Raw genomic sequence first — 20452 nt, 5'->3', positions numbered from 1 at the left:
AATTGTGAATTGTGAAGTTGGGAGGGAGGAGAGATGGCGAAGGGTGATGATATTGAGGAGCGGTTGGTGGAGTTTGCGGTGATGGTGATTGCGGTGACGGATAGGCTGCCCGATTCGCGGGCGGGAAATCATCTGGCGGGGCAGTTGGTGCGCAGCGGCACGAGTCCGGCGGCGCATTACGCCGAAGCACGGGGCGCGGAAAGCCCGCGCGACTTCGTCCACAAGCTGAAATTGTGCGCCAAAGAACTCAACGAATCGCGTGTCTGGCTCAAAATCATCGGCAAAGGCAAACTGCTGCCCCGTGAACAAATCATCGAAACCTTCCGCGAGTGCGACGAACTCTGCCGCATCCTGAACACCAGCATTAAAACTGCCAAACAAACCCTCAAGGACACCCCCACCCCATGACCCCTCCAATTCACAATTCACAATTCACAATTCACAATTCACAATTCCAAAACCCCAACCTCCTCTACTCACATTTATTTGTGCAGTCATTGGTAGATTCCGGCCTGACGGCCGTCTGCATCTCCCCCGGCTCCCGTTCCACCCCACTCACCCTGGCCTTCGCCGCGCAGAAAGGCATCGAAATTTATCGCCACCTGGATGAGCGGAGTGCGGGCTTTTTTGCGTTGGGTCTGGCGGTGGCGACCGAACGGCCGGTGGCGTTGGTGTGCACGTCGGGCACGGCCGTTGCCAACTACTTCCCGGCCATCATTGAGGCGCAGATGAGCCAGGTCCCGCTGCTGATTCTCACCGGCGACCGGCCGCACGAACTGCGCCACAGCGGGGCCAACCAGACCATTGACCAGGTGAAAATCTTTGGCGACCAGGTGTTGTGGGCGGTGGACATGCCCATCCCCCAGGCGGACGCGCCGGAGGTGGTTTTAAGGAGTGTGCAGACAACGGCCGCCCGCGCCTACGCCACCGCCAACGGCGCTGCCGCCAACGGCCGTCGCCAAGGCCCCGTTCACGTCAATTTTCCCTTCCGCAAACCACTAGAGCCGGAAGTGGGGAGTGGGGAGTGGGGAGTGCGGAACGCAGCCCTCCCCACTCCGAAATCCGAAATCCGAAATCCGAAATCCGAAATCATTCTCTCCCGCAGCCAGCAAGAAGCGCTCACGGCCGTTATCAACCACCATGAGCGCGGGCTGATTGTATGCGGGCCGCGCTGTCCGGGCGGCAATTTTCCCCAGGCGGTGGCCGGGCTGTCGCAAATCAGCGGCTGGCCGATTCTGGCCGATCCGCTGTCTGGGGTGCGCTTTGGCTTGCACAGCAGCGGCACGGTGATTTCCGGCGGCTACGAGACATATATGCAGGGCAGGCTGGATTGGCCGGAACCGGAAGTGATATTGCGCTTCGGCGCGGTTCCCACCTCCAAATGGCTCAACGCCTACCTGGAGCGCAGCCAACCCGCCCACCGCATCCACATCCGCGCCAGCGGCGTCTGGGCCGACGACGCCCACCAGACGAGTTGGTTTGTGGCCGCCGACGAGGAGCAGGCGTGTTACCAGATGGCCCAGGGGTTGGTTCCGCGATTGTCGTCCGGGTGGCTGGATAGGGTGCATGGGGTGGAAACGGCCGTGTGGCAGGCGGTAGAGGGGTTGTCCACAGATTTCACGGATTTCACAGATTTTTGGGTGGTGATGGATACGGTGGAGTTGATGCCGCCAAATGGGCGACTGTTTGTGGGTAATAGTTTGCCGATCCGGCACGTGGATCAGTTTGCACGGCCGTCTACGAAACCCCTGCACGTCTACGCCAACCGGGGCGCAAGCGGCATAGACGGCAACGTCTCCACCGCCCTCGGCTACGGCGCGGCCGGCCGTTCGCCCCTGGTCGCCCTGCTCGGCGACATCACCTTCTACCACGACATGAACGGCCTGTTGGCAATTGCCAATCGTCAATCGTCAATGTCGCTGCGCGACGGCTTCGCCCCTGTCAATCGTCAATCGCCAATGCCGCCGACTACGTTTGTCATCCTCAACAACAACGGCGGCGGCATCTTCCGCCGGCTGCCTATCGCCGAATTTGAGCCGGAATTTACCGATTTGTTCCTGACGCCCCACAACCTGGACTTCGAACACGCGGCCCGGCTCTATGGCCTCGACTTCATCCGCACCGCCAACCGGGCCGCATTTCGACAAGCTCTGCGTGAAAGCATGTATAATCCTACGCCACGTCTGATTGAAGTGCCGACGGACGGCCGTTACGACGACCAGCGCCGACGAGAAATCAACAAAATAGTCAACAAGGTATTTTCTGGAGGTCTATGAATCGTAATCGTAATCTTGATCGTACTTTTTCAACACCGCGCATCCTGGCGGCCTGGGCGGTCCACGCGCTGACAGGCAGCACGGCCGTGTTTGGCTTTCTGGCGATTCTGGCAATTATGGCGCAGGAATGGCAGACGGCTGTCATCTGGATGGGCGTCGCGGCCGTTATTGATGGCGTGGATGGGGCGTTGGCCCGGTGGGTGGACGTGAAGCGCGTCCTGCCCAATTTCGACGGCGCGCTGCTGGACAATATTGTAGATTACCAGACCTACGTCTTGGTTCCCGCCTTTTTCGTCTACCAGGCGCAGTTGGTTCCCCCCGGCTGGCTGCTGATTGTGCCCGCCATCATGCTCATGACCTCTGGCTACCAATTCGCCCAGGCCGACGCCAAGACAGGCGACCACTTTTTCCAGGGCTTTCCTTCCTATTGGAACATCGTGGCCGTCTATTTGCTGTTGTTGGGGCTGCCAACGGCCGTCAATCTGCTTATTTTGCTCGTGTGCGCCGTGCTGGTGTTTATCCCCATCAAATACCTCTACCCCTCACGCATGACCCGCTACCGCGCCCAAACCTTGCTGCTGAGCGCGCTCTGGTTCGCCATGCTCGCTGGGGCCATGTTCCTTTACCCAATGCACATGTGGCTGACCTGGGCATCGCTCTTTTTCATCGTCTACTACGTCGGCCTGAGTCTGATGCTGACGCGGCAGATGATGATGAGCGCCAGATGATCCACGGCTGCCCATAAATGATGGATTGGCTGACCGAACGAAGCGCCGCTTCAGCGGACGCGCTGGCTCTTATCAGCGGCAAGCGCCGCTGGACGTATGGTGAATTGGACCGGCTGGTCAATGCCCTGGCTGGCTCCTTACAGGCGCAGGGTGTGCAGCCGGGCGACTTGGTGGCCGCCCTGCTGCCGAACAGCCTGACCTACGTCTGCCTCATCCACGCCCTGGCCCGCCTCGGCGCGGTCCTCGTGCCCCTCAACACCCGCCTGACAGAGGACGAGATTGCCTGGCAGATTGGGCACGTTGGGGCAAAGTGGCTTGTGGCGGAAAGAGAATTGTCAATAGTCAATTGTCAATTGCTAATTGTCAACGAGGAATTCATACGCACCGCCGAATCGTTAACAATTGACCATTGTCCATTGACAATTGACAATTTGCAGTGCGTGGTCTTCACCTCCGGCACATCCGGCCGGCCCAAGGGAGCGATGCTGACGTTTGCCAATCATTATGCCAGCGCGATGGCCTCGGCGGAACGGCTGGGGGTGCGGGCGGATGATCGTTGGCTGAGTGTGCTGCCGCTGTACCACGTGGGCGGATTGGCGGTCATCCTGCGCAGTTGTTTGGCTGGCACGGCCGTTTCCCTTCACCCGCGTTTCGACCTGGACGCCATCAACGACGACCTGGACCACAACCCCATCAGCCTCATCTCTCTGGTCCCCACCATGCTCCACCGTCTGCTAGAAACCCGCACCCACTGGCCCGCCAGCCTGCGCCTCATCCTCCTCGGCGGCGCCGCCGCCCCGGCGGAGTTGGTGGAACAAGCCAATGCGCTGCCGCGCAAGGCAGTTGGTAGTAGGGAGTTGGTAGTTGATAGTAACAACTTCACAATTCACAATTCTCCCCCTCTGGTCGCCCCCACCTACGGCCTTACCGAAGCCGCCAGCCAGGTGGCCACGGCCACACCAGAAGAAGCTGCGCGTAAGCCGGGCAGCGTGGGCAAACCCCTCCCCGGCCTGACAGTGACCATTGTGGATGAACACGGCCGTTCCCTGCCCCCCAATACCCCCGGCGAAATTGTGGTAAGTGGGCCAACGGTGATGGCGGGGTATTTTATTGCGGATTGCGGATTGCGGAGACGCCAATCCGCAATCCGCAATCTTCCCACGGGTGACATTGGTTATCTGGACGAAGAGGGTGATTTGTGGGTGATGCAGCGGCGCAGCGATTTGATTGTGAGCGGCGGCGAGAACGTTTATCCGGCCGAGGTGGAGGTGGTATTAAAAAGCCACCCGGCGGTGGCCGATGCCTGCGTGGTGGGCGCGCCAGACGTGGTCTGGGGCCAGGTGGTGGCGGCAGCAGTGGTTTTAAGAGAAGAAACGGCCGTTACCCCCACCGATTTGGCCTATTTTTGCCGCGAACGGCTGGCCGGCTACAAAACGCCTCGCCGCTGGCAAATCTGCCCCGCCCTGCCACACACCCCTTCCGGCAAAATTGCCCGCCGCGAAGTGGCGGCGATGTTTGCCTGACGGCCGTTCCGCGTCTGCCTCCAGCCATTAGTCCCAAAAGCCCATCTTTAAGAGTTTTGTCCCATCACCGCCAACCTATCTATCTGTTAACATCAAAACCTGGAACGAATGCAAATCTAACATACAATGGAAGGTAACGGCGCAATGAAAGGTTTTGAGCAGTGGTATCAGAATTTATCGGTCGAAGACATCACCCGGTTAACCACCATCCTTATCGCTTCGATGGTAGCCACATTGACCAGCAGCCTGGTTTTGAACTGGGGCATGGGCAGTTTGGGCCAGAGCGGCGGCTGGTGGCAGTTGGGGGTAAGTGTGGCGGCGACGGCCGTTTACGCCGGCAGCGCGATCTTGGTGTTTGCCATCCGCCAGCCCGCGGAAATGCGCCTGGTCTGGCAGCGCCTCCGCAGCAACAAAAAATAGACCCGGCGGCCTGATTGTAAAAAGCCATGGTTAAATTAGCTGTTCGTGACGTGGTTTATAATTTTGAAATAGCGGGATCGGGCGAAGAACGGCCGTTACTCCTGCTGCATGGCTTCACCGGCAGCAGCCAAAGCTGGCTGCCCCTGCTGCCCCACCTGACCCAGCAGCGCCAGGTACTCGCGGTGGATTTGTTGGGACACGGCCGTACCCCCTCTCCGCCTCGCGCCATCCGCTACGGCATGGAAGTCGTCGCCGCCGATCTACTTGACCTGCTCGATCAACTTGCCATCGAGCAAACGGACATATTGGGTTATTCGATGGGCGGGCGGCTGGCCCTCTTTCTGGCTGCTCAGGCGCCACAGCGTATCGGCGCGCTCATCCTGGAAAGCGCTTCGCCTGGCCTGAAAGACAAAGAGGAGCAGTTGGCCCGCCGCCAGCAAGACAACGCCCTGGCCGACCGCATCGAACGGGAAGGCGTGGCGTCGTTTGTGGACCACTGGGAAAGCCTGCCGCTGTGGGCCAGCCAGAAGCAGATGTCGGAAGACAACCGCGCCGCCCTACGGCAGCAGCGTTTGCAAAACAATCCGGTCGGGCTGGCGAACAGTCTGCGCGGCATGGGCACGGGCGCGCAGCCTTCGCAGTGGGGGCGATTGGGCAAATTACGGCTGCCAACGCTGCTGTTAGCGGGAGAATTGGACGCAAAATTTGTGGCGATTAACCGGGACATGGCGGCGCTGTTGCCCAACGCCCGGTTGGAGATTGTGCCAGGGGCGGGCCATGCTGTGCATCTGGAACGGCCGTCACAGTACGCCGCTTCGGTGGGGAAGTTTTTAAGAACTCAGACAAAATAACAAAGGGACAAAAAATCTTTTCTTCCTTTGTATCTTTGTCCCTTTGTAATAAATTCCTACACAACTTGCCCAAGACCAAACGTAAACACAAAAACCAGGGTACTCAACGAAAGCTGCTTGAGCATGGGGTTCAGTTGCAGCGGATCATGGGTGCGGGCAACGGCCGTGCCATTGCGCCACAGCAGCGGCCAAGACAGCACAAACAAAAACTGCCAGGGCGAGCGATAAGTCAGCGCCACGTACAGCAGCGCGGCCATCACCGCGCCGCTCAACAATACCCAGTGGTAGATGCGCGCCCGGTACGGCCCAATGCGCACCGGAATGGACAATTTACCCGCCTTACTGTCTGATTCGATGTCGCGGATGTTGTTGACATTAAGAACAGCCACCGAAAGCAGGCCAACGGCCGCTGCCGGCCAAAACACCAACCCATTCCAGACCTGCGCCTGCAAAAAATACGTTCCCATCGTCCCCACCAGCCCAAAAAAGATGAAGACGAACAAATCACCCAAACCCACGTAGCCATACGGCTTGCTGCTGGCCGTATAGCTGACGGCCGCCCAAATGGCCGCCCCACCCAACAGCACAAACAGCGCCACCAACGGCAGCGCCGCCGCGCCCAGGGCCACAATCACCAGCGCCAGCCCAGACACAGCCGACAGCCCGGCAAAAATCGCCATCGCCCGCTTCATCGCGCCAGAAGTGATGAGACCAGCCTGGACGGCCCGTTTTGGCCCGGCCCGCTCCACATGGTCCGCGCCGTGAACGGAATCGCCATAGTCGTTGGCGAGATTGGAGAGAATTTGCAGGCAAACGGCCGTTACCACACACAACAACGTTACCGGCCAGCGAAACACGCCATCAGCGGCCGCCAGAAAACCGCCCATGATGCTGCTGGCAACCGCCAGGGGCAGCGTGCGCGGCCGCATGGCGGCGATCCAGGCTTGAGATGACGTTGGGAATGAGGATGTTTCGGTCATGGGGGGGATTATACTCAAGACGGCCGTAAACATTACATAGATCATGGTAAATGGGTGATGTTTACGATTTCTCGTCCGTTAGCAATTTGGTAGACTGCAAAGATGGAGAAACGTATGAACCTTTTAGATCTGCTGCACGAACAAGAAAACGCAATCGTAGACGAAGCCACCGAAGCCCTCAACCGCTCCCACCTGAAGCATTACACGGCCGCCGGCGACGCCTGGAACCGCCAACGGCTGCAAACCCTCTACCAACTCAGCCGCGCCGCCGTAGCCGACCGCAATCTCATCCCGCTCATGGACTACATGGAGCAGATCGCCCAGGAACGCTTTGCTGCCGGGTTTGGCATTCATGAGGTGCAGACGGCCGTTAACGTCCTCGAAGAGAGCATCTGGCGGCATATCAGCCAGACCATTCCCCCCGCTGGTCTGGCCGAAGCCTTTGGATTGATTGGCACGGTGCTGGGCGCGGCCAAAGACGCCCTGGCGCGCGCCTACGTCACCCTGGCCAGCCACAGCAAAGCGCCATCGCTGAACATGGAGGCCCTTTTCCGCGGCGCAGCCAGCTAACCCGCTACTCGCCCCCAGCATCTCCACGCAGCACTCGCCAGCGTAAGCGAATTCTTAACCTGTTTGAGCAAGAATAGAGTAATCGTTGCCACAAAGGCAACAAGGGGGCAGTTTTGCAGAGTTATTTGCACATCTTTGCCAATACCGGTGACAGCGCTCTGGCTGTAGACGAACAGCGGCGAATTGTCTATTGGAATCACGCGGCTGAAGATGCGTTTGGCTATTCGGCAGAAGAAGCCCTTGGGCAGTTTTGTTGGGAACTGCTAAACGGCCGTACCGCTAATGGCGACCCCTTTTGCTCACTAGACTGCCCCATTATTAACTGGATTCAACAAGGTAAGCCAGTTAAGCATTTCAACCTCATTGCCCGAAGCCGCCTGGGACAAGATGTTGTGGTGAATATCAGCGCCATCCCCCTGCCGCAAGAATACCAATCCACGGAAAGCCCCGTTCTGGTGCAGCTTGGTCGCCTGCTAGAAATACAAAATAAATCAGAAAGCTTGCTGCGGATTCATCTATTGGGACCCATCGCTGTTTGGCGACCCGATGGCCGCCCGGTCGAAGGCGCTCTGTGGCGGCGCTTAAAAGTACGCGCCTTGTTAGCCTTCCTTGCCAGCCACCATAGGCATCCTATCAGTCGTGAGCAGTTGACCGATATACTTTGGCGCGAACTGCCCTATGAAGCCGCACTGCGCAATCTAAATACCACCATCTACAATTTGCGCCACTGCCTGGAACCAGACCTGCAAAATGGGGCTGATTCGCGCTACGTCATCTACGAAGGGGGCTTCTACCGTCTGGCCGATGGGCAAAAACTATGGCTGGATATTGAGCTTTTTGAGGTACAAATCCGTCAGGCGCGTTTCGCCCAGGAAGCCGCTGACGCCATCCGGTTTTACCAGGAAGCTCTGGCATTGTATCGCGGCGACTATCTGTCTGATCTCAGCCAGACTGCGGTCTGGTCCCCCGGTGAACACGAGCGTTTCCGACATCTCTATCTCAATGCGGCGGAAGAACTGGGCGCGCTCTACGAAGCGCGGCATGACGACATCGCGGCCAAAGAGCTGTATCTACGCGCCCTGGCAGTTGATCCTTGCCGTGAAATGACCTGCCAAAAACTGATTCGCCTGGCTTTGCGACAGGGGGATGTGGCAACGGCCGTTACCCAATGTCGCCACCTCGCCCAATCCATGATGTCTGAACTCAATATCCCCCCCAGCCAGGAAACCCTGGATTTGTGTCGCCACCTCGATTGCCTGGCCTGACTATTTTGCTCCCTCGGCAAACATTCGCCACGTTTTGCCCGCAAGCTGCGGCCCAATTAACCACACTGTTGAGGGTTGGTTAAGTAAGCCGATTTACAGTTAAGTCCAAGAAGAGCAAAGCAACCCGTTCTGGAATCCTCAAACCGCATACCAGCTACCATCCAGACTGCGACATGCCAGAACCATCTTCCACCACCTGTGATGGAGCTGTTGCGTGGCAGAAATTCTCAACATATTGAGTAACATTGGAGACGCGACATTTGCCGTTGACTACCAACAACGAATTGTTTTGTGGAATACGGCAGCCGAAACGTTGTTTGGGATCAGCACCGCTGAAGCCTTAGGTCAACCTTGCTGGCAGTTGTTGCAAGGAGAAACGCCGGATGGACGGCCGTTCTGTGGGCCAGGCTGCCCTATTCTCGACGCCCTCCACCACAACCAACCCGTCCGCGCTTTCCACCTGCTGGTGAATGGCCCGGCGCAAAAACGTCTCCTCACCACCATCAGCACCCTCTTCGTCCTTCCCGACCCGGATAATGCCGCCGCCCTCGTCCACATCCAATGCCTGCCCGAAGCCCATTCACAGTGGCCTGAACCCCTCTAAACCGCGCCCACCAGCCGCCCATCGCCTCATTTTCACCCATCATCATCTTGTTTGCTCAACAACTAGCTGCCAGGCAAACGGCCGTTGAGGATCGGTTAAGTAGTCCATAGTACGTTAGTCCCATGTCGAGAGGCACATAAAGACCACATAGTTGCCAGCCCGATCTTGACGCCTCGTTTATCCGCCACAATCACATATTTGGTCGCTGACAGACCGGAGGGTTAGGAATATGAGTAAGAAGCATTGGTTAATTTTCGTCATTTTAGCCATCGCGTTGGCTACAGTCACTGCTTTTGCCGATGACGGCCAGATGTTCCGGCGCAACATCTCCAAAACGCCGGACCAGGAAACCGAACGCGCCAATCTCAACCACATGGCCTTCTATGTCCCCGCACAAACGTCAGATGGCGTCATTACCAGCACCCTATACTACGACGCCGCTGGCACATTGGTTGATACCCGCGATAACGCCAAACCCCTGGTGGCCGTCTACATAGACTCGCTTCCAGAGGAAGAAGAAGGGGTAGAGGGTATCTACAGCATCCTGAGCGGCGCCGGTTTCGGCGCCCACGATGCTTATGCGGCCCTTTCCCTGGATGACGGCGCAACCTGGAAACGTACCAACCTCTCTCTTTCCGCAGATTTATCCTCTTTTACCCTGGCAAACGGCCACCCCTATCCTGGCGACGCCCACAACATGACTTTCACCATTGCTGGCGACAAAGTCCTGGTCGGCTGGATCAGCAAATACTGCGATGGCGGCTCGCCCATGTACACCTTTGTAAATGAGGATGTGTTAGACCTGCAAGAAGACTTTGGTTTGCCCGACTTGTATGTGCGCGACATCTGGGGCGTAGCTGGCAGCCAAAACTCGGTGGACTACACGGGGATGGGCTTTCCCGAAGTTGGCGAGATCCCCTATTCCTGTGTCTGGTCTGCGCGCGGGCAATTGCTGCCGGTTGAGCTAGATGACGCCTCTATGGGCTACGACATTGTCTGGACCAAAGCCGAACGGTTGACTTCTGGCCGCCGCGACGCCAACCGCCTGGAGATGGCCGGCGACAGCGCTGGTGGTTTTATGATGACCTGGCAGGAAGACCCCGAAGGTCTACGCCCCGGACAGGGCCTCGGCCCCGGCGAAGGTTGGTCTGGCGCTGTGGTTAACCAGCAAACCGACCTCTGGTATTCGTTCGTCTCTCTGGATGATTTCGTCATGGTCATGAGCGACGACAGTGACGATGCCATTCCGATTGATATTGCCGCGTATGCAGGCGAAACCATGCCTAAGGTTGCCGTGCCCATGGCCATGCCCATCCGCCTGACCGACAATAAGATGTGCAAAGCCCTGGGTAGTGATCCCTACTGCTACGTTGAATTCGACGACACCGATCCCTACGGCGCGACAGTGCTGCCGGATGTGAATTGGGACGATCCCAATGCCGTCAAAACAGGAATAACCCAATCTGAGAATTCAACCTACTGCACTATACCGGTCTCCTGGACCAACCCGGGTGGTACAACTCTGCAACTGTGTCAGACTGAAGACGGCCGTGTCCTGCAAGGCCGTGTTGGCTCCTCCCGACCGCGTGTCAATGTGCAGCCCTATGACAGCCTCTACTTTGAACCCGTAGAGTCCACCATCGTCTATGACAGTGCTATTGTCATCATGGGCGCGGAGGAGTCTAAAGCTCTCGGTGAGGGCAGCACCGACGACGATGCTGAACCTGAAGACATTGGCAAGAACATGTGGTACTACTCCTTCGACATGCTGAACCCGGAGTTTTTGCTGCAGGGTGGTATGCTCAATCAGCCGGCCGTCTGCGGCCCCCATGATGAAGATTGCATCCCAGGCGAATTCTTCCCGATGATGGAGGACGATTTCGGCAACGACTTCTACGAAACCGAAATTTCCCGCCGCTTCTCGCATATGTCGCAGCCCATTCACCAAATTGGCCAGAGTGGCGTTTCATCGGTCCTGATTGTCAAGCAAGGCATCCTCAACCAGGGCGGTCCGGCCGACATCTTCCTACGCATGACCAAAGTGCCCGATGGTATCTGGGTGCTATGTGACACCGACAACGACCCCACAACCATCGAACGTTGCTTGCCCGAAGGCTACAACCCTTACGCTTATGAGAATCTGGTCTGCGACGAATGGGTCTACACCGACGGTTCCAACCCGCGTTATCTGGAAGGGCTGTGCCTGAGCAATATGATCAACGTCTCGGGCACCAGCATTGTCTCGTGTGACAATGGTACCAGCGGTGACGACTGCGCGGCCGCCTTTCCCTGGGACGGCGGGGTGACGCCCTTCCCCAAAGTAACCGAGTGGCGACAGTGTGGCGGCGCATCAACCCTGGGTGGGTATACCTGCAACGACAACGATCTGGATGATCAGTCCTGGGAAAACCCCTATGACGTTGCCAAAGGGCATCGCGGTTTCATTGACGGCGACTTCATCATGATGATGTACGCCTGGTCGCCTAACTGGCAGGCCAACAGCGTCGGCAATGACCACTATAACTTATATGCTCGTCGTTCCTTCGACGGCGGCTTAACCTGGACAACCACCCCGGCTGCACTGGGCGGCGAGGGCGAAGAAGATGCCACCGACCCGACCGCTTGCGAAAATTACGGCGCTGGTTCCGACTACACCAGAGTTTGTTTCGATTACGCCGCCGGCGCGTTTGAACAATCCCGCAACCTCTCGCAGCTCACCGGCAACAGAGTGACCATCCTTGACCCGCGCTACACGCCTACCGGTGGCCTCAAAATGCTGCCCATCACAGACCTGAAAGGAATCGGTTTTACCGGCTACGAAGATGATGTACGCGACCCATCCAAGTTCTTCATCGTCTACGAGACCGGCGACAACACCACCGTCGCTGACGGTGAGGCCGTGCCGTTGGACCTGTTCTACAGCCGCGCTACCACCTATGGCGATGACTACTTCCTGGTGGAGTACGCTAACGCTGGAACCGGCGAAATCACCATGGGCTTCGACTGGCTGGAACATGACCGCGAAGACCTTTCTGGCGAGGCAGCCAACACCTGCAATAATGGCGGCACGTATTACTATGTCATCTGGAACCAGTGGCAGGAAGACGAATTAGAGAACGTCTCTAACAGTGACGCCATCTTCCGCCGGGTCATGTTCCTGAACGAAGACACGGCCGCTAACACGCCTCCCTATGTCTCCATCCTTTACACCAGCCACACGGCCGCCGACTATTCGGCCGGGGACCTTACTTTTATCGGCAGCGCACGGCCGTTAGGCTCTGCCCAAATCGCAGCCTATGAATGGCGTTCGGACCTGGATGGTCTGTTGAGCAACCAGAAATCCTTCACCATTCCAGTGACCGATCTTAGCCTCGGCAACCACATGATCAGCTTCCGGGCGCAAGACAACCATGGCCGTTGGTCCAACGAAGTGACAACCGCCTTGTTTGTTGGCTACCGCACATTCCTGCCGGTAACGACTAATCAGTAAAGGGAGGCAAACCTGACGGTCTCAAAGACCCGTCAGGTTTGCCTGGAAAGAACAGGCCCCCGGAGGTTCAGAACCTCCGGGGGCTATTGGCAAAAGGGAACCATGCGCCAAAAGCGGGTTGAGAAAAACAAAAAAGGAGTAGCGGTCAGTTTAACGGCCGTACTCCTCCTCTCTTGTCTCCTCTTTGCCACCCCCAACCCCTTGCGCGCCCTGCTGCTGGCCTGGTCGGCGGCGGGCAGCCAGGTGGGCGGCGAATATGGCTATGCCCTTGCCACCGTTGACGTAAACGGCGACAACTTCGACGACCTCATCGTCGGCGCGCCCCGCTTCGACAACGGCCAGACGCGCGGCGGAGCCGCTTTTTTGTTTCATGGCTCCGCTGGCGGTCTTAACAGCCAGCCCGCCTGGTCAGCGGGCAGCGATCTCACCGGGGCGCGTTACGGTTTCGCCGTGGCTGTCGGCGACGTGAACGGCGACAGCTATGGCGATGTGCTGATCGGCGCATATCGCAGCAACCAGGGTCAGCCAGAAGAAGGGCGCGTTTATCTTTACCTGGGTTCGGCCCAGGGATTGCCCGCCGCGGCCACCTGGACCTATGAAAGCAACCAAAAAGAAGCGCAGCTAGGCTACAGCATCGCTGGGGGCGGCGATGTAAACGGCGACGGTTTCGACGATGTGCTGGTGGGTGCGCGTTGGTACAGCGACACGTTAAGCCACGAAGGGGCGGCCTTTCTTTTTTTAGGTTCGGCTGCCGGGTTAAGCGGCACTCCCGACTGGACGGCCGTCGGTGGACAAACCAACGCCGCTTTTGGCACGGCCATCGCCCTGGTCGGTGATGTCAACGGCGATGGCTACGACGACGTGGCAGTCGGCGCGCCTTTTTATGATGGTGCACTCGTAGATGAAGGGGCTGTTTTCCTGTTTCTGGGCGGCAGCAGCGGACCCGGCGGCACAGCCGACCAGACGATTCGCGGTGGACAGGCCAACAGCCTGTTTGGCGCAGCCATCACCGCCGCCGATTTCAACCAGGACGGTCAGAGCGACATGATGGTGGGCGCGCCTTATTTTGACGGCGCGGCTGACAATGAAGGTGCGGTATTTCTCTACCCCGGCAGCGGGCAAGGGGTAGGGGATACGGCCGTCTGGTCGGCATTTTCCGGGCAAACCGGGGCCAGATTTGGCACGGCCGTCAGCGCCGGCCATGTCAACGGCGACGCCCTGCCCGACCTGCTCATCGGCGCGCCCCAATACACCCACGACCAATCGTTGGAAGGGAGCGTCTTTCTTTACCTGGGTATATCGGGCGGCATCAGCGCCAACGCAAATTGGATCGGTGAAGGCAACAAAGCAGAGTCCGCCTATGGCTTTAGCGCCGATCTAGCCGGCGATGTAAACGGCGATGGCTATAACGACCCGGCCATCGGTGCGCCACAGCACCGCATCAACCGCGACATCGTTGGCCGCGCCTTTGTCTACTTTGGCGCAGAGCAGCTTGCCGACACCTACGTGGTCTATTTACCGGTGATAGATAAGGAATAACGGCCGGGCTATCTTTGCCACTTTCAAACCAGACGTGGATTTTGGCAGACGCGGCAGATAAACACATTTCTCTCCATTTTGAGCCACACGAATCCACATCATCAACATTTAATCCATGTACCATTCCGCATAAGCCGTTGCTCCCCACCGTTGAGGATTGGTTAAGGAGCGATTGGTACATTGGTACTAGCACTTCAATATGGCCTTTGCGAGAATCGAATCAGGGATAGTGATTCACCCTTTTCCTGAACTTGTCGAAGGCAAATCGTTTTTGGCAGGCTCAACTTCGGGGGCGTGAACGGTTATAGTCAGGGGGTCACATGCACCGCAAACTGATTTACTTTCTGGCGACTCCTCTGGGGCTGGGGCGTCTTTGCTAATGATGATAGGCATGATGATAGGCGGTTACTTCATAGTTACCCACCATAACATTGGGCCGCTGTCGGCTGTTAACGCCAGTGGGGACATGTTGGGCGGTTACAATTCTCACGCCGAATTCCAACAGGAATGTACCCATTGTCATGGTCCCATTCATTGCATCATAGACAACCGCTGCCAGAACTGCCACGTAGACGTGGCCGAACAACGCGCCGCAGCCTTTGGCCTGCATGGCTTGCTGCCGGTCACCTCAGACTGCCAAAGCTGCCACACCGAACACAAAGGGCGCGACGCCAAAATCACCGTTTTCGCCTTTAACAATGTGGACCACACGCTTCTGGCCGATTTTAGCCTGGACCAGCACCACACCGGCTATGATGGGCAGCCGTTAAACTGTGAAAGCTGCCATCATTTGGGCCAGTTTGGGCAAGAGGCCATAGACTGCGTTACCTGCCATACTAACCACGCCCCAGATTACATGGCTCAACATCAAGAACGGTATGGCGATGGCTGCGTGGCTTGCCACGATGGGCATGATCGTCTGGCAAATTTCGATCACAACCAACACTTTGTCCTGGTCGGGGCACACGCCGCAGTGGCCTGCGAAGCGTGTCATGCAAACCAGACCTATGCCAACACACCATCGGCCTGCGCCGCCTGCCACGCCGAGCCAGAGCTTCATATTGGTCAATTTGGTCTGGAGTGCCAGCGGTGTCATGATGCGGTGACCTGGTCTTCGGCGCAGTTGACGCAGCACACCTTTCCGTTAGATCATGGCGGCGACGGCCGTTTGCCATGCCAGACCTGCCACGTAGACAGCTACACGCACTATCTATGCCATAACTGCCACGGCACAGCCGACATGCTGGTCGCCCATGCACAACTAACGCCGGCGGAAACGGTAGACTGCCTGTCTTGCCACCCAACCGGCCAGATAGACAAGGATGATTTTCGGGCAAACTAGCGCCCCTATTGAGTAATCAGTACTCAGTGCAACCTACCGCCAAACATCAACCACTGAACACCGGTCCCAGACTTGAAATCTGGGAGGAGAGATGCTCATGAAGAAGCAGCTCCCATTTTTAATGTACACTTCCGCCGCCATTCTGATGGGTCTGGCTGCTTTGGCGTTTCTGGTGGAAACGCATCCTTTCCAACCAGGGCACAGCCTGTACACTGTGCAGCTTACAGCCGAAGCCTGGTCGTTGGCGCTGCCCAACAGCGCCGCCAACCGGGCGCAGCAAGCGCTGCGTCTGGCCGAATACCGCCTGGCTGACCTGGCTCGGTCGGACGGCCGTAATCACACTAGCACGGCTGTTGCCGCTTTCGATACTTCCCTGAATGACGTCATCCTGGCGATTGACCAAAACCCAAAAGAAGAACAGGTGGCGTTATACGGCCGTCTGGCCCAACTACTCCAGCAAGCCAAGATCATCGTCGCAGCCATCGAGAAATCGGCCTACAGTGACCTGGTAGAAGGTTTGAGCCAAAAAATAGCCGCCCTGCAAGCAGCCAATACCCGAGCCGAGATGATGGCCGTCTTGCCACAAACGTCACCTATCGCCCCGCCAACCAACATTGACGGGCAGCCCATCGCTTTCCTGACCGACGGCGTTGCCCACGTCAATCTGCCTCTGACTGGCGGCCACATTAATGTAGACTGCCTGGCGTGTCATGGGGATGGGCAGTACACCAGCACACCAACACAATGCAGCAGCTGCCACCAACTGCTGCCCGACAACCCGCGCTACCCCGCTCATTTTCGCGGCGAATGCAGCGACTGCCATACCACAGACGACTGGACGCCGTATCAGTTTGACCATGTTGGCGTGGTGGAATGTGAATCTTGCCACACAGCCGTAAGCCCAGCCAACCATTACCCCACCGACTGCATCCGCTGCCACACCAATACGGCCGATTGGACCATGATTCAATTCGTCCACGATCGCGACGAGGATTGTCTGCTTTGCCACGCTGCGGCAACACCGGCGCGGCATTACGAAGAATTCATTGGCGAGTGCCGCCGCTGCCACACCGACACGACCACCTGGGCGGGCGTGGCCTTCGATCATGCCCGCATCTATGAATGCACAAGCTGCCACGAAGCCGACGCGCCAAGCAGACATTACGGCAGCGCGTGCGTGGACTGCCACAGCAGCACCGGCGACTGGCAGTTGGCGACATTTAACCATCGTGGCGCGGTAGATTGCCAGAGCTGCCATCAAACTGACCAGCCGACCGACCATTATGCCGGGCAGTGCAGCGGCTGCCACGATACGCGCCGTTGGGATACGGCCGTGTTCGACCACACCGGCCAGACCGACTGCCTGAACTGCCATGCCACCGAAGCCCCAGCCGGCCACACCTACACCGGGCAGTGCGCCAACTGCCACACCACCAACGATTGGCGGCAGCCGTTGTTTAACCATGAGGGCTACACCGACTGCGCCACCTGTCATCAACCGCCCAGCGGCCATTCCTTCGGGCTGTGCTTCGACTGCCACACCACCGAAAATTGGAATTATCTGCAAATCAAACACAATGGGGCGATGAACTGCCAGAGCTGCCATCAATCTGATGCGCCCAACGGCCATTATGGCGGGCAATGTTCAAGCTGCCACGGCACGGCGGATTGGCGGCAAGTGGAAATGAACCATAACAATGCAAACAACTGCGAATCCTGCCACAACCCTCCCCCAGGCCACTATGACGGCCGCTGCGCCACCTGCCATACCACCGAAAATTGGTACAATGTTAATGTCAACCACATCGGTCTGACAGACTGCCTGAGCTGCCATACGGCCCCCACCGGCCATTACAGCGGCCAATGCGTCAACTGCCACAGCACCAACGGTTGGGAAGACGCGCAGTTCAATCACGACGGCTATACGACATGCACCAACTGCCACAGTCAGGCCAATCATTACCCGGGACAATGCTCACTCTGCCACACCACCAGCGACTGGCGCACATCTATTTTCAGCCATGATGGCTACACAGACTGCGCCACCTGCCATACTTCGCCCACCGGACATTACACCGGGCAATGCTCGCAGTGCCACACCACAAACGATTGGTGGGAGATTTCCATGGACCACACCGGTCTAACAGACTGCCTGGCCTGCCACAACACGCCGGCCGGTCATTGGCCCGGCCAATGTTCCAGCTGCCACAATACCACGGACTGGACGGCTGTGGTGTTTGACCATACGACGTACACCAACTGTAATTCTTGCCATGCACGGCCGGCAGGCCATCCACGCGGTCAATGCTCACACTGTCACAGCACCAATACCTGGGTTCTCCCCACAGCCACGCCGCTGCCGCCTACGCCCACGCCACCACCACCGACAGCCACACCACTGCCACCCACACCCACGCCCATGCCGCCGCCAGCGACAGCCACACCACTGCCGCCCACAATGACGCCGCCCACAGCTACACCACTGCCACCCACGCCCAGCGAAACACCAAACAGCGACGCCGACGGGCAGATGGCCGAACCCGGCGCGTCCACCAACCCGGCCTTGCCTACAACAACGCCAACAGCGGCCATTACCCCCTAAAGTTTGGGCGGCTACAATTGACGCAAATCCGCCAGACCGGGACCCGCACTTCTCTGGGATTGCGATTGTATTGTGGCGGGTATCGTTTATACTATCGGAAAAGAAACGGCCGTTTCTGGAGATACCTATGACCGATACCACACCCATCAACACCAGCGAACACGATTCCATTACCCCGCCCAAAAAACCGGCAGCCGCCAAACCGCCAAAAGAGAGCCTGGACCAACCCCCCGCCGACATGGACCCTTCACTAATGAAACGCCTCACCAACCTCACCGGCGACGTCACTGTTGGCGCGCTGAAGTTGGCCGTTAAGGCGGGTGGTATGCCGGTGCGCCTGGGCAGATCCTTCATCACCGATGGCGACAAGCTGAACATGATGCTGGAAGGCGGGTTACCTACAAGACGTGCGTAAAGTCGCCGGCCTTACCATCAGCGACCTCAACCACGCCCTGGACCTGGAAGATAAGACCTTCCTGGAAGCTGTTGAAAACGGGACCGCCGCCCTTTCTTTTGAATTGATCCTGCGTCTGGCCGCTCTATTGGCTCGCCACGATCCCGTACCGTTTGTGATGCGCATGACCCGCGCCTACAACCCCACCATCTGGCGCATTCTCAACGACTGGGGCATCGGCCGCATCCCGCTGCAATATGAACGCGAACGCCAATTTGTCAACATCTTCCGCCGCCACGACGCCGCCCGCAAACTCTCCGACGAAGGTTATGCCGAAGTCCTGAAATTCACCCAGGCCGCTTTCGACATGGCCCTCCACTTCGTCATCGAAAAGGAGGGCCTGACAGATAAGCTCATCAATGTGGAGGAAGAAGCCTGAATTACCAATGGGTGTGTTTCAAAGGTTTAGAGTATCTTCTCAATATCTTGGGGTAATCGGTAGCAAAGAGGTAAAAGCCGGGTTTACCCGGCGCTGTTTTATGGACCGGCGCTTTAGCGCTGGTCGTCGTCGGTGGTCCGCTCCGCCTGGAGCTAAAACCCCAGGCTAAAAAACGATGCCCCGTAAACGGGGCTAAAGACGACCGTGGCGCCAACGACAAACCTCTTATAGGCTCCCCCGATTTATTGAGATGTTACGGCTGATTGACTGACAAAACTTATCTAACCGCGGAGAACGCAGAGAGCGCGGAGGCTGTACTAGAGAAAATCTCCGCGTCCTCCGCGCTCTCCGCGGTGAAAATCTGAGATTTGTCAGTCAACCAGGATGTTACGGTTTAAAGGTGTCAAATCGTTAAGATTTGACACAACAGTTCTCAATTTGCCCGGGTGTGCTAGTAGGGGTCGGACGGCGCGGACAGGTAACAGCCGCAGCGGACGCCATTTTCCCGCGCCGTCTCGCCCAATGGGACCCAAAGAGGGGCGAGACAGGCGGGAGACCAGGCATTGGTGATTGGCAAAAATGTTGTCCCGCCCCTACGGCTGGATTGCAAATTGAGAATTGCTGGATTTAACAACTCCATTTTCCCAGAAGGAGCTTCTATGTCCGATTTAGAGACCCAATTCCAAACGGCCGCTGCCGCCGCCCAAAGTTTACCCACCCGCCCCAGCAACGAAGAGCTGCTGAGCCTGTACGCCCATTACAAGCAAGCCACCCAGGGTGACGCTGGCGGCAAACGCCCCGGCTTCACCGACCCGGTTGGCCGCGCCAAGTACGATGCCTGGGCCAAACTCCAGGGAACCAACAAGGAAGCGGCCATGCAGGCCTATATCACCCTGGTGGAACGTCTGCAGAAAGCCTGACCCTTCTCGTCGGAGCGCAGGCGTCCCGTCCACCCAATCGTGACAAATGTCACAAGCAAATTGTGACATTCATCGGCGGGCGGAAATACGGCCGTCATCTATACTTCCTACATGTATTCGCATAAGCGAATACATAGACAGAGGGATAGGTGAACGGCCGTATGAATATACCCACTCTCGAAGAATTAACCCTCTTACACGCCAACATTTGTCAGGCGCTGGGGGACCCCAAACGCATCCAGATTCTCTACGCCCTGGATAACAACCCCTTACACGTCACCGCCCTGGCCGACCTGCTAGACACCCCCCAACCTACCATCTCTCGCCACCTGCGCGTTTTACGGCAGCGTGGCCTCGTCTCCACGCAGCGCGAAGGACCGGCAGTCGTGTACAGCCTGGCCGACCCTCGCATGATTACCATTTTAAATTCTATGCGCCACATCCTGCGCGACAGCCTGTCCAGGCAAACCAGCCTGTTGGCTGAGAATCCGCCAATCGGACCAAGTTGA

Annotated in this window: 18 protein-coding genes; 17 read left to right on the top strand and 1 reads right to left on the bottom strand. The window is 57.8% G+C overall.

Features of this window, described 5'->3' with window-relative positions; genetic code table 11:
* Positions 1–33 precede the first annotated feature (33 nt).
* From IPM39_21885 to menH, 6 genes are all read left to right on the top strand, one after another.
* The gene (locus tag IPM39_21885; protein ID MBK8988687.1) at positions 34–408 is read left to right on the top strand and encodes a four helix bundle protein; all 375 of its coding nucleotides are present in this window, start codon (positions 34–36) and stop codon (positions 406–408) included.
* Positions 405–2276: a 2-succinyl-5-enolpyruvyl-6-hydroxy-3-cyclohexene-1-carboxylic-acid synthase gene (gene menD / locus IPM39_21880; protein ID MBK8988686.1), complete on the top strand. Its 1872-nt coding sequence runs from the start codon at positions 405–407 to the stop codon at positions 2274–2276. Before IPM39_21885 ends, menD begins: the two co-directional genes overlap by 4 nt.
* Positions 2273–3004 (top strand): CDP-alcohol phosphatidyltransferase family protein, encoded by a 732-nt coding sequence (locus tag IPM39_21875; protein ID MBK8988685.1) that lies wholly within the window; start codon positions 2273–2275, stop codon positions 3002–3004. The genes menD and IPM39_21875 overlap by 4 nt, the downstream gene beginning before the upstream one ends.
* Positions 3005–3021: 17 nt before the next feature.
* Positions 3022–4527, top strand: coding sequence for an AMP-binding protein (locus IPM39_21870; protein ID MBK8988684.1), 1506 nt, complete (start codon positions 3022–3024; stop codon positions 4525–4527).
* Positions 4528–4671: 144 nt separating this feature from the next.
* A complete protein-coding gene (locus IPM39_21865) occupies positions 4672–4947 on the top strand; it encodes a hypothetical protein (GenBank protein ID MBK8988683.1) in 276 nt (91 codons plus the stop codon).
* Between the two features lie 26 nt (positions 4948–4973).
* The gene (gene menH, locus IPM39_21860) at positions 4974–5798 is read left to right on the top strand and encodes a 2-succinyl-6-hydroxy-2,4-cyclohexadiene-1-carboxylate synthase (GenBank protein ID MBK8988682.1); all 825 of its coding nucleotides are present in this window, start codon (positions 4974–4976) and stop codon (positions 5796–5798) included.
* 56 nt (positions 5799–5854) lie between these two features.
* On the opposite strand, the gene IPM39_21855 is transcribed toward menH, so the two are convergent.
* Positions 5855–6778, bottom strand: a complete 924-nt coding sequence (locus tag IPM39_21855) for a 1,4-dihydroxy-2-naphthoate polyprenyltransferase (GenBank protein MBK8988681.1) — start codon at positions 6776–6778, stop codon at positions 5855–5857.
* Positions 6779–6892: 114 nt separating this feature from the next.
* On the opposite strand from IPM39_21855, the gene IPM39_21850 reads away from it, so the two are divergent.
* The 11 genes from IPM39_21850 to IPM39_21800 all read left to right on the top strand — a co-directional run bounded on the left by IPM39_21850 (position 6893) and on the right by IPM39_21800 (position 20452).
* Complete coding sequence (locus IPM39_21850) at positions 6893–7348, top strand: hypothetical protein (GenBank protein MBK8988680.1); 456 nt, start codon at positions 6893–6895, stop codon at positions 7346–7348.
* A 113-nt stretch (positions 7349–7461) separates the two neighbouring features.
* Positions 7462–8613 (top strand): PAS domain-containing protein, encoded by a 1152-nt coding sequence (locus IPM39_21845; protein MBK8988679.1) that lies wholly within the window; start codon positions 7462–7464, stop codon positions 8611–8613.
* Positions 8614–8827: 214 nt separating this feature from the next.
* Complete coding sequence (locus tag IPM39_21840) at positions 8828–9217, top strand: PAS domain-containing protein (GenBank protein MBK8988678.1); 390 nt, start codon at positions 8828–8830, stop codon at positions 9215–9217.
* Positions 9218–9446: 229 nt separating this feature from the next.
* On the top strand, positions 9447–12707 hold the full coding sequence (locus IPM39_21835; protein MBK8988677.1) for a hypothetical protein: 3261 nt from the start codon (positions 9447–9449) through the stop codon (positions 12705–12707).
* A 102-nt stretch (positions 12708–12809) separates the two neighbouring features.
* A complete protein-coding gene (locus IPM39_21830) occupies positions 12810–14246 on the top strand; it encodes an FG-GAP repeat protein (protein MBK8988676.1) in 1437 nt (478 codons plus the stop codon).
* Between the two features lie 391 nt (positions 14247–14637).
* Positions 14638–15588: a hypothetical protein gene (locus IPM39_21825; GenBank protein ID MBK8988675.1), complete on the top strand. Its 951-nt coding sequence runs from the start codon at positions 14638–14640 to the stop codon at positions 15586–15588.
* A gap of 97 nt (positions 15589–15685) precedes the next feature.
* The gene (locus IPM39_21820) at positions 15686–18190 is read left to right on the top strand and encodes a hypothetical protein (GenBank protein ID MBK8988674.1); all 2505 of its coding nucleotides are present in this window, start codon (positions 15686–15688) and stop codon (positions 18188–18190) included.
* Positions 18191–18317: 127 nt separating this feature from the next.
* Positions 18318–18605, top strand: a complete 288-nt coding sequence (locus tag IPM39_21815) for a hypothetical protein (protein ID MBK8988673.1) — start codon at positions 18318–18320, stop codon at positions 18603–18605.
* A complete protein-coding gene (locus IPM39_21810; GenBank protein MBK8988672.1) occupies positions 18598–19023 on the top strand; it encodes a hypothetical protein in 426 nt (141 codons plus the stop codon). The genes IPM39_21815 and IPM39_21810 overlap by 8 nt, the downstream gene beginning before the upstream one ends.
* A gap of 659 nt (positions 19024–19682) precedes the next feature.
* On the top strand, positions 19683–19943 hold the full coding sequence (locus tag IPM39_21805; protein MBK8988671.1) for an acyl-CoA-binding protein: 261 nt from the start codon (positions 19683–19685) through the stop codon (positions 19941–19943).
* Positions 19944–20104: 161 nt separating this feature from the next.
* On the top strand, positions 20105–20452 hold the full coding sequence (locus IPM39_21800) for a winged helix-turn-helix transcriptional regulator (GenBank protein ID MBK8988670.1): 348 nt from the start codon (positions 20105–20107) through the stop codon (positions 20450–20452).

The organism is Candidatus Leptovillus gracilis, from assembly GCA_016716065.1.
GTDB classification, from domain to species: Bacteria; Chloroflexota; Anaerolineae; order Promineifilales; family Promineifilaceae; genus Leptovillus; species Leptovillus gracilis.
Note: the sequence above shows the minus strand (reverse complement) of the source record. Positions and strands in the feature narration are given on the sequence as shown.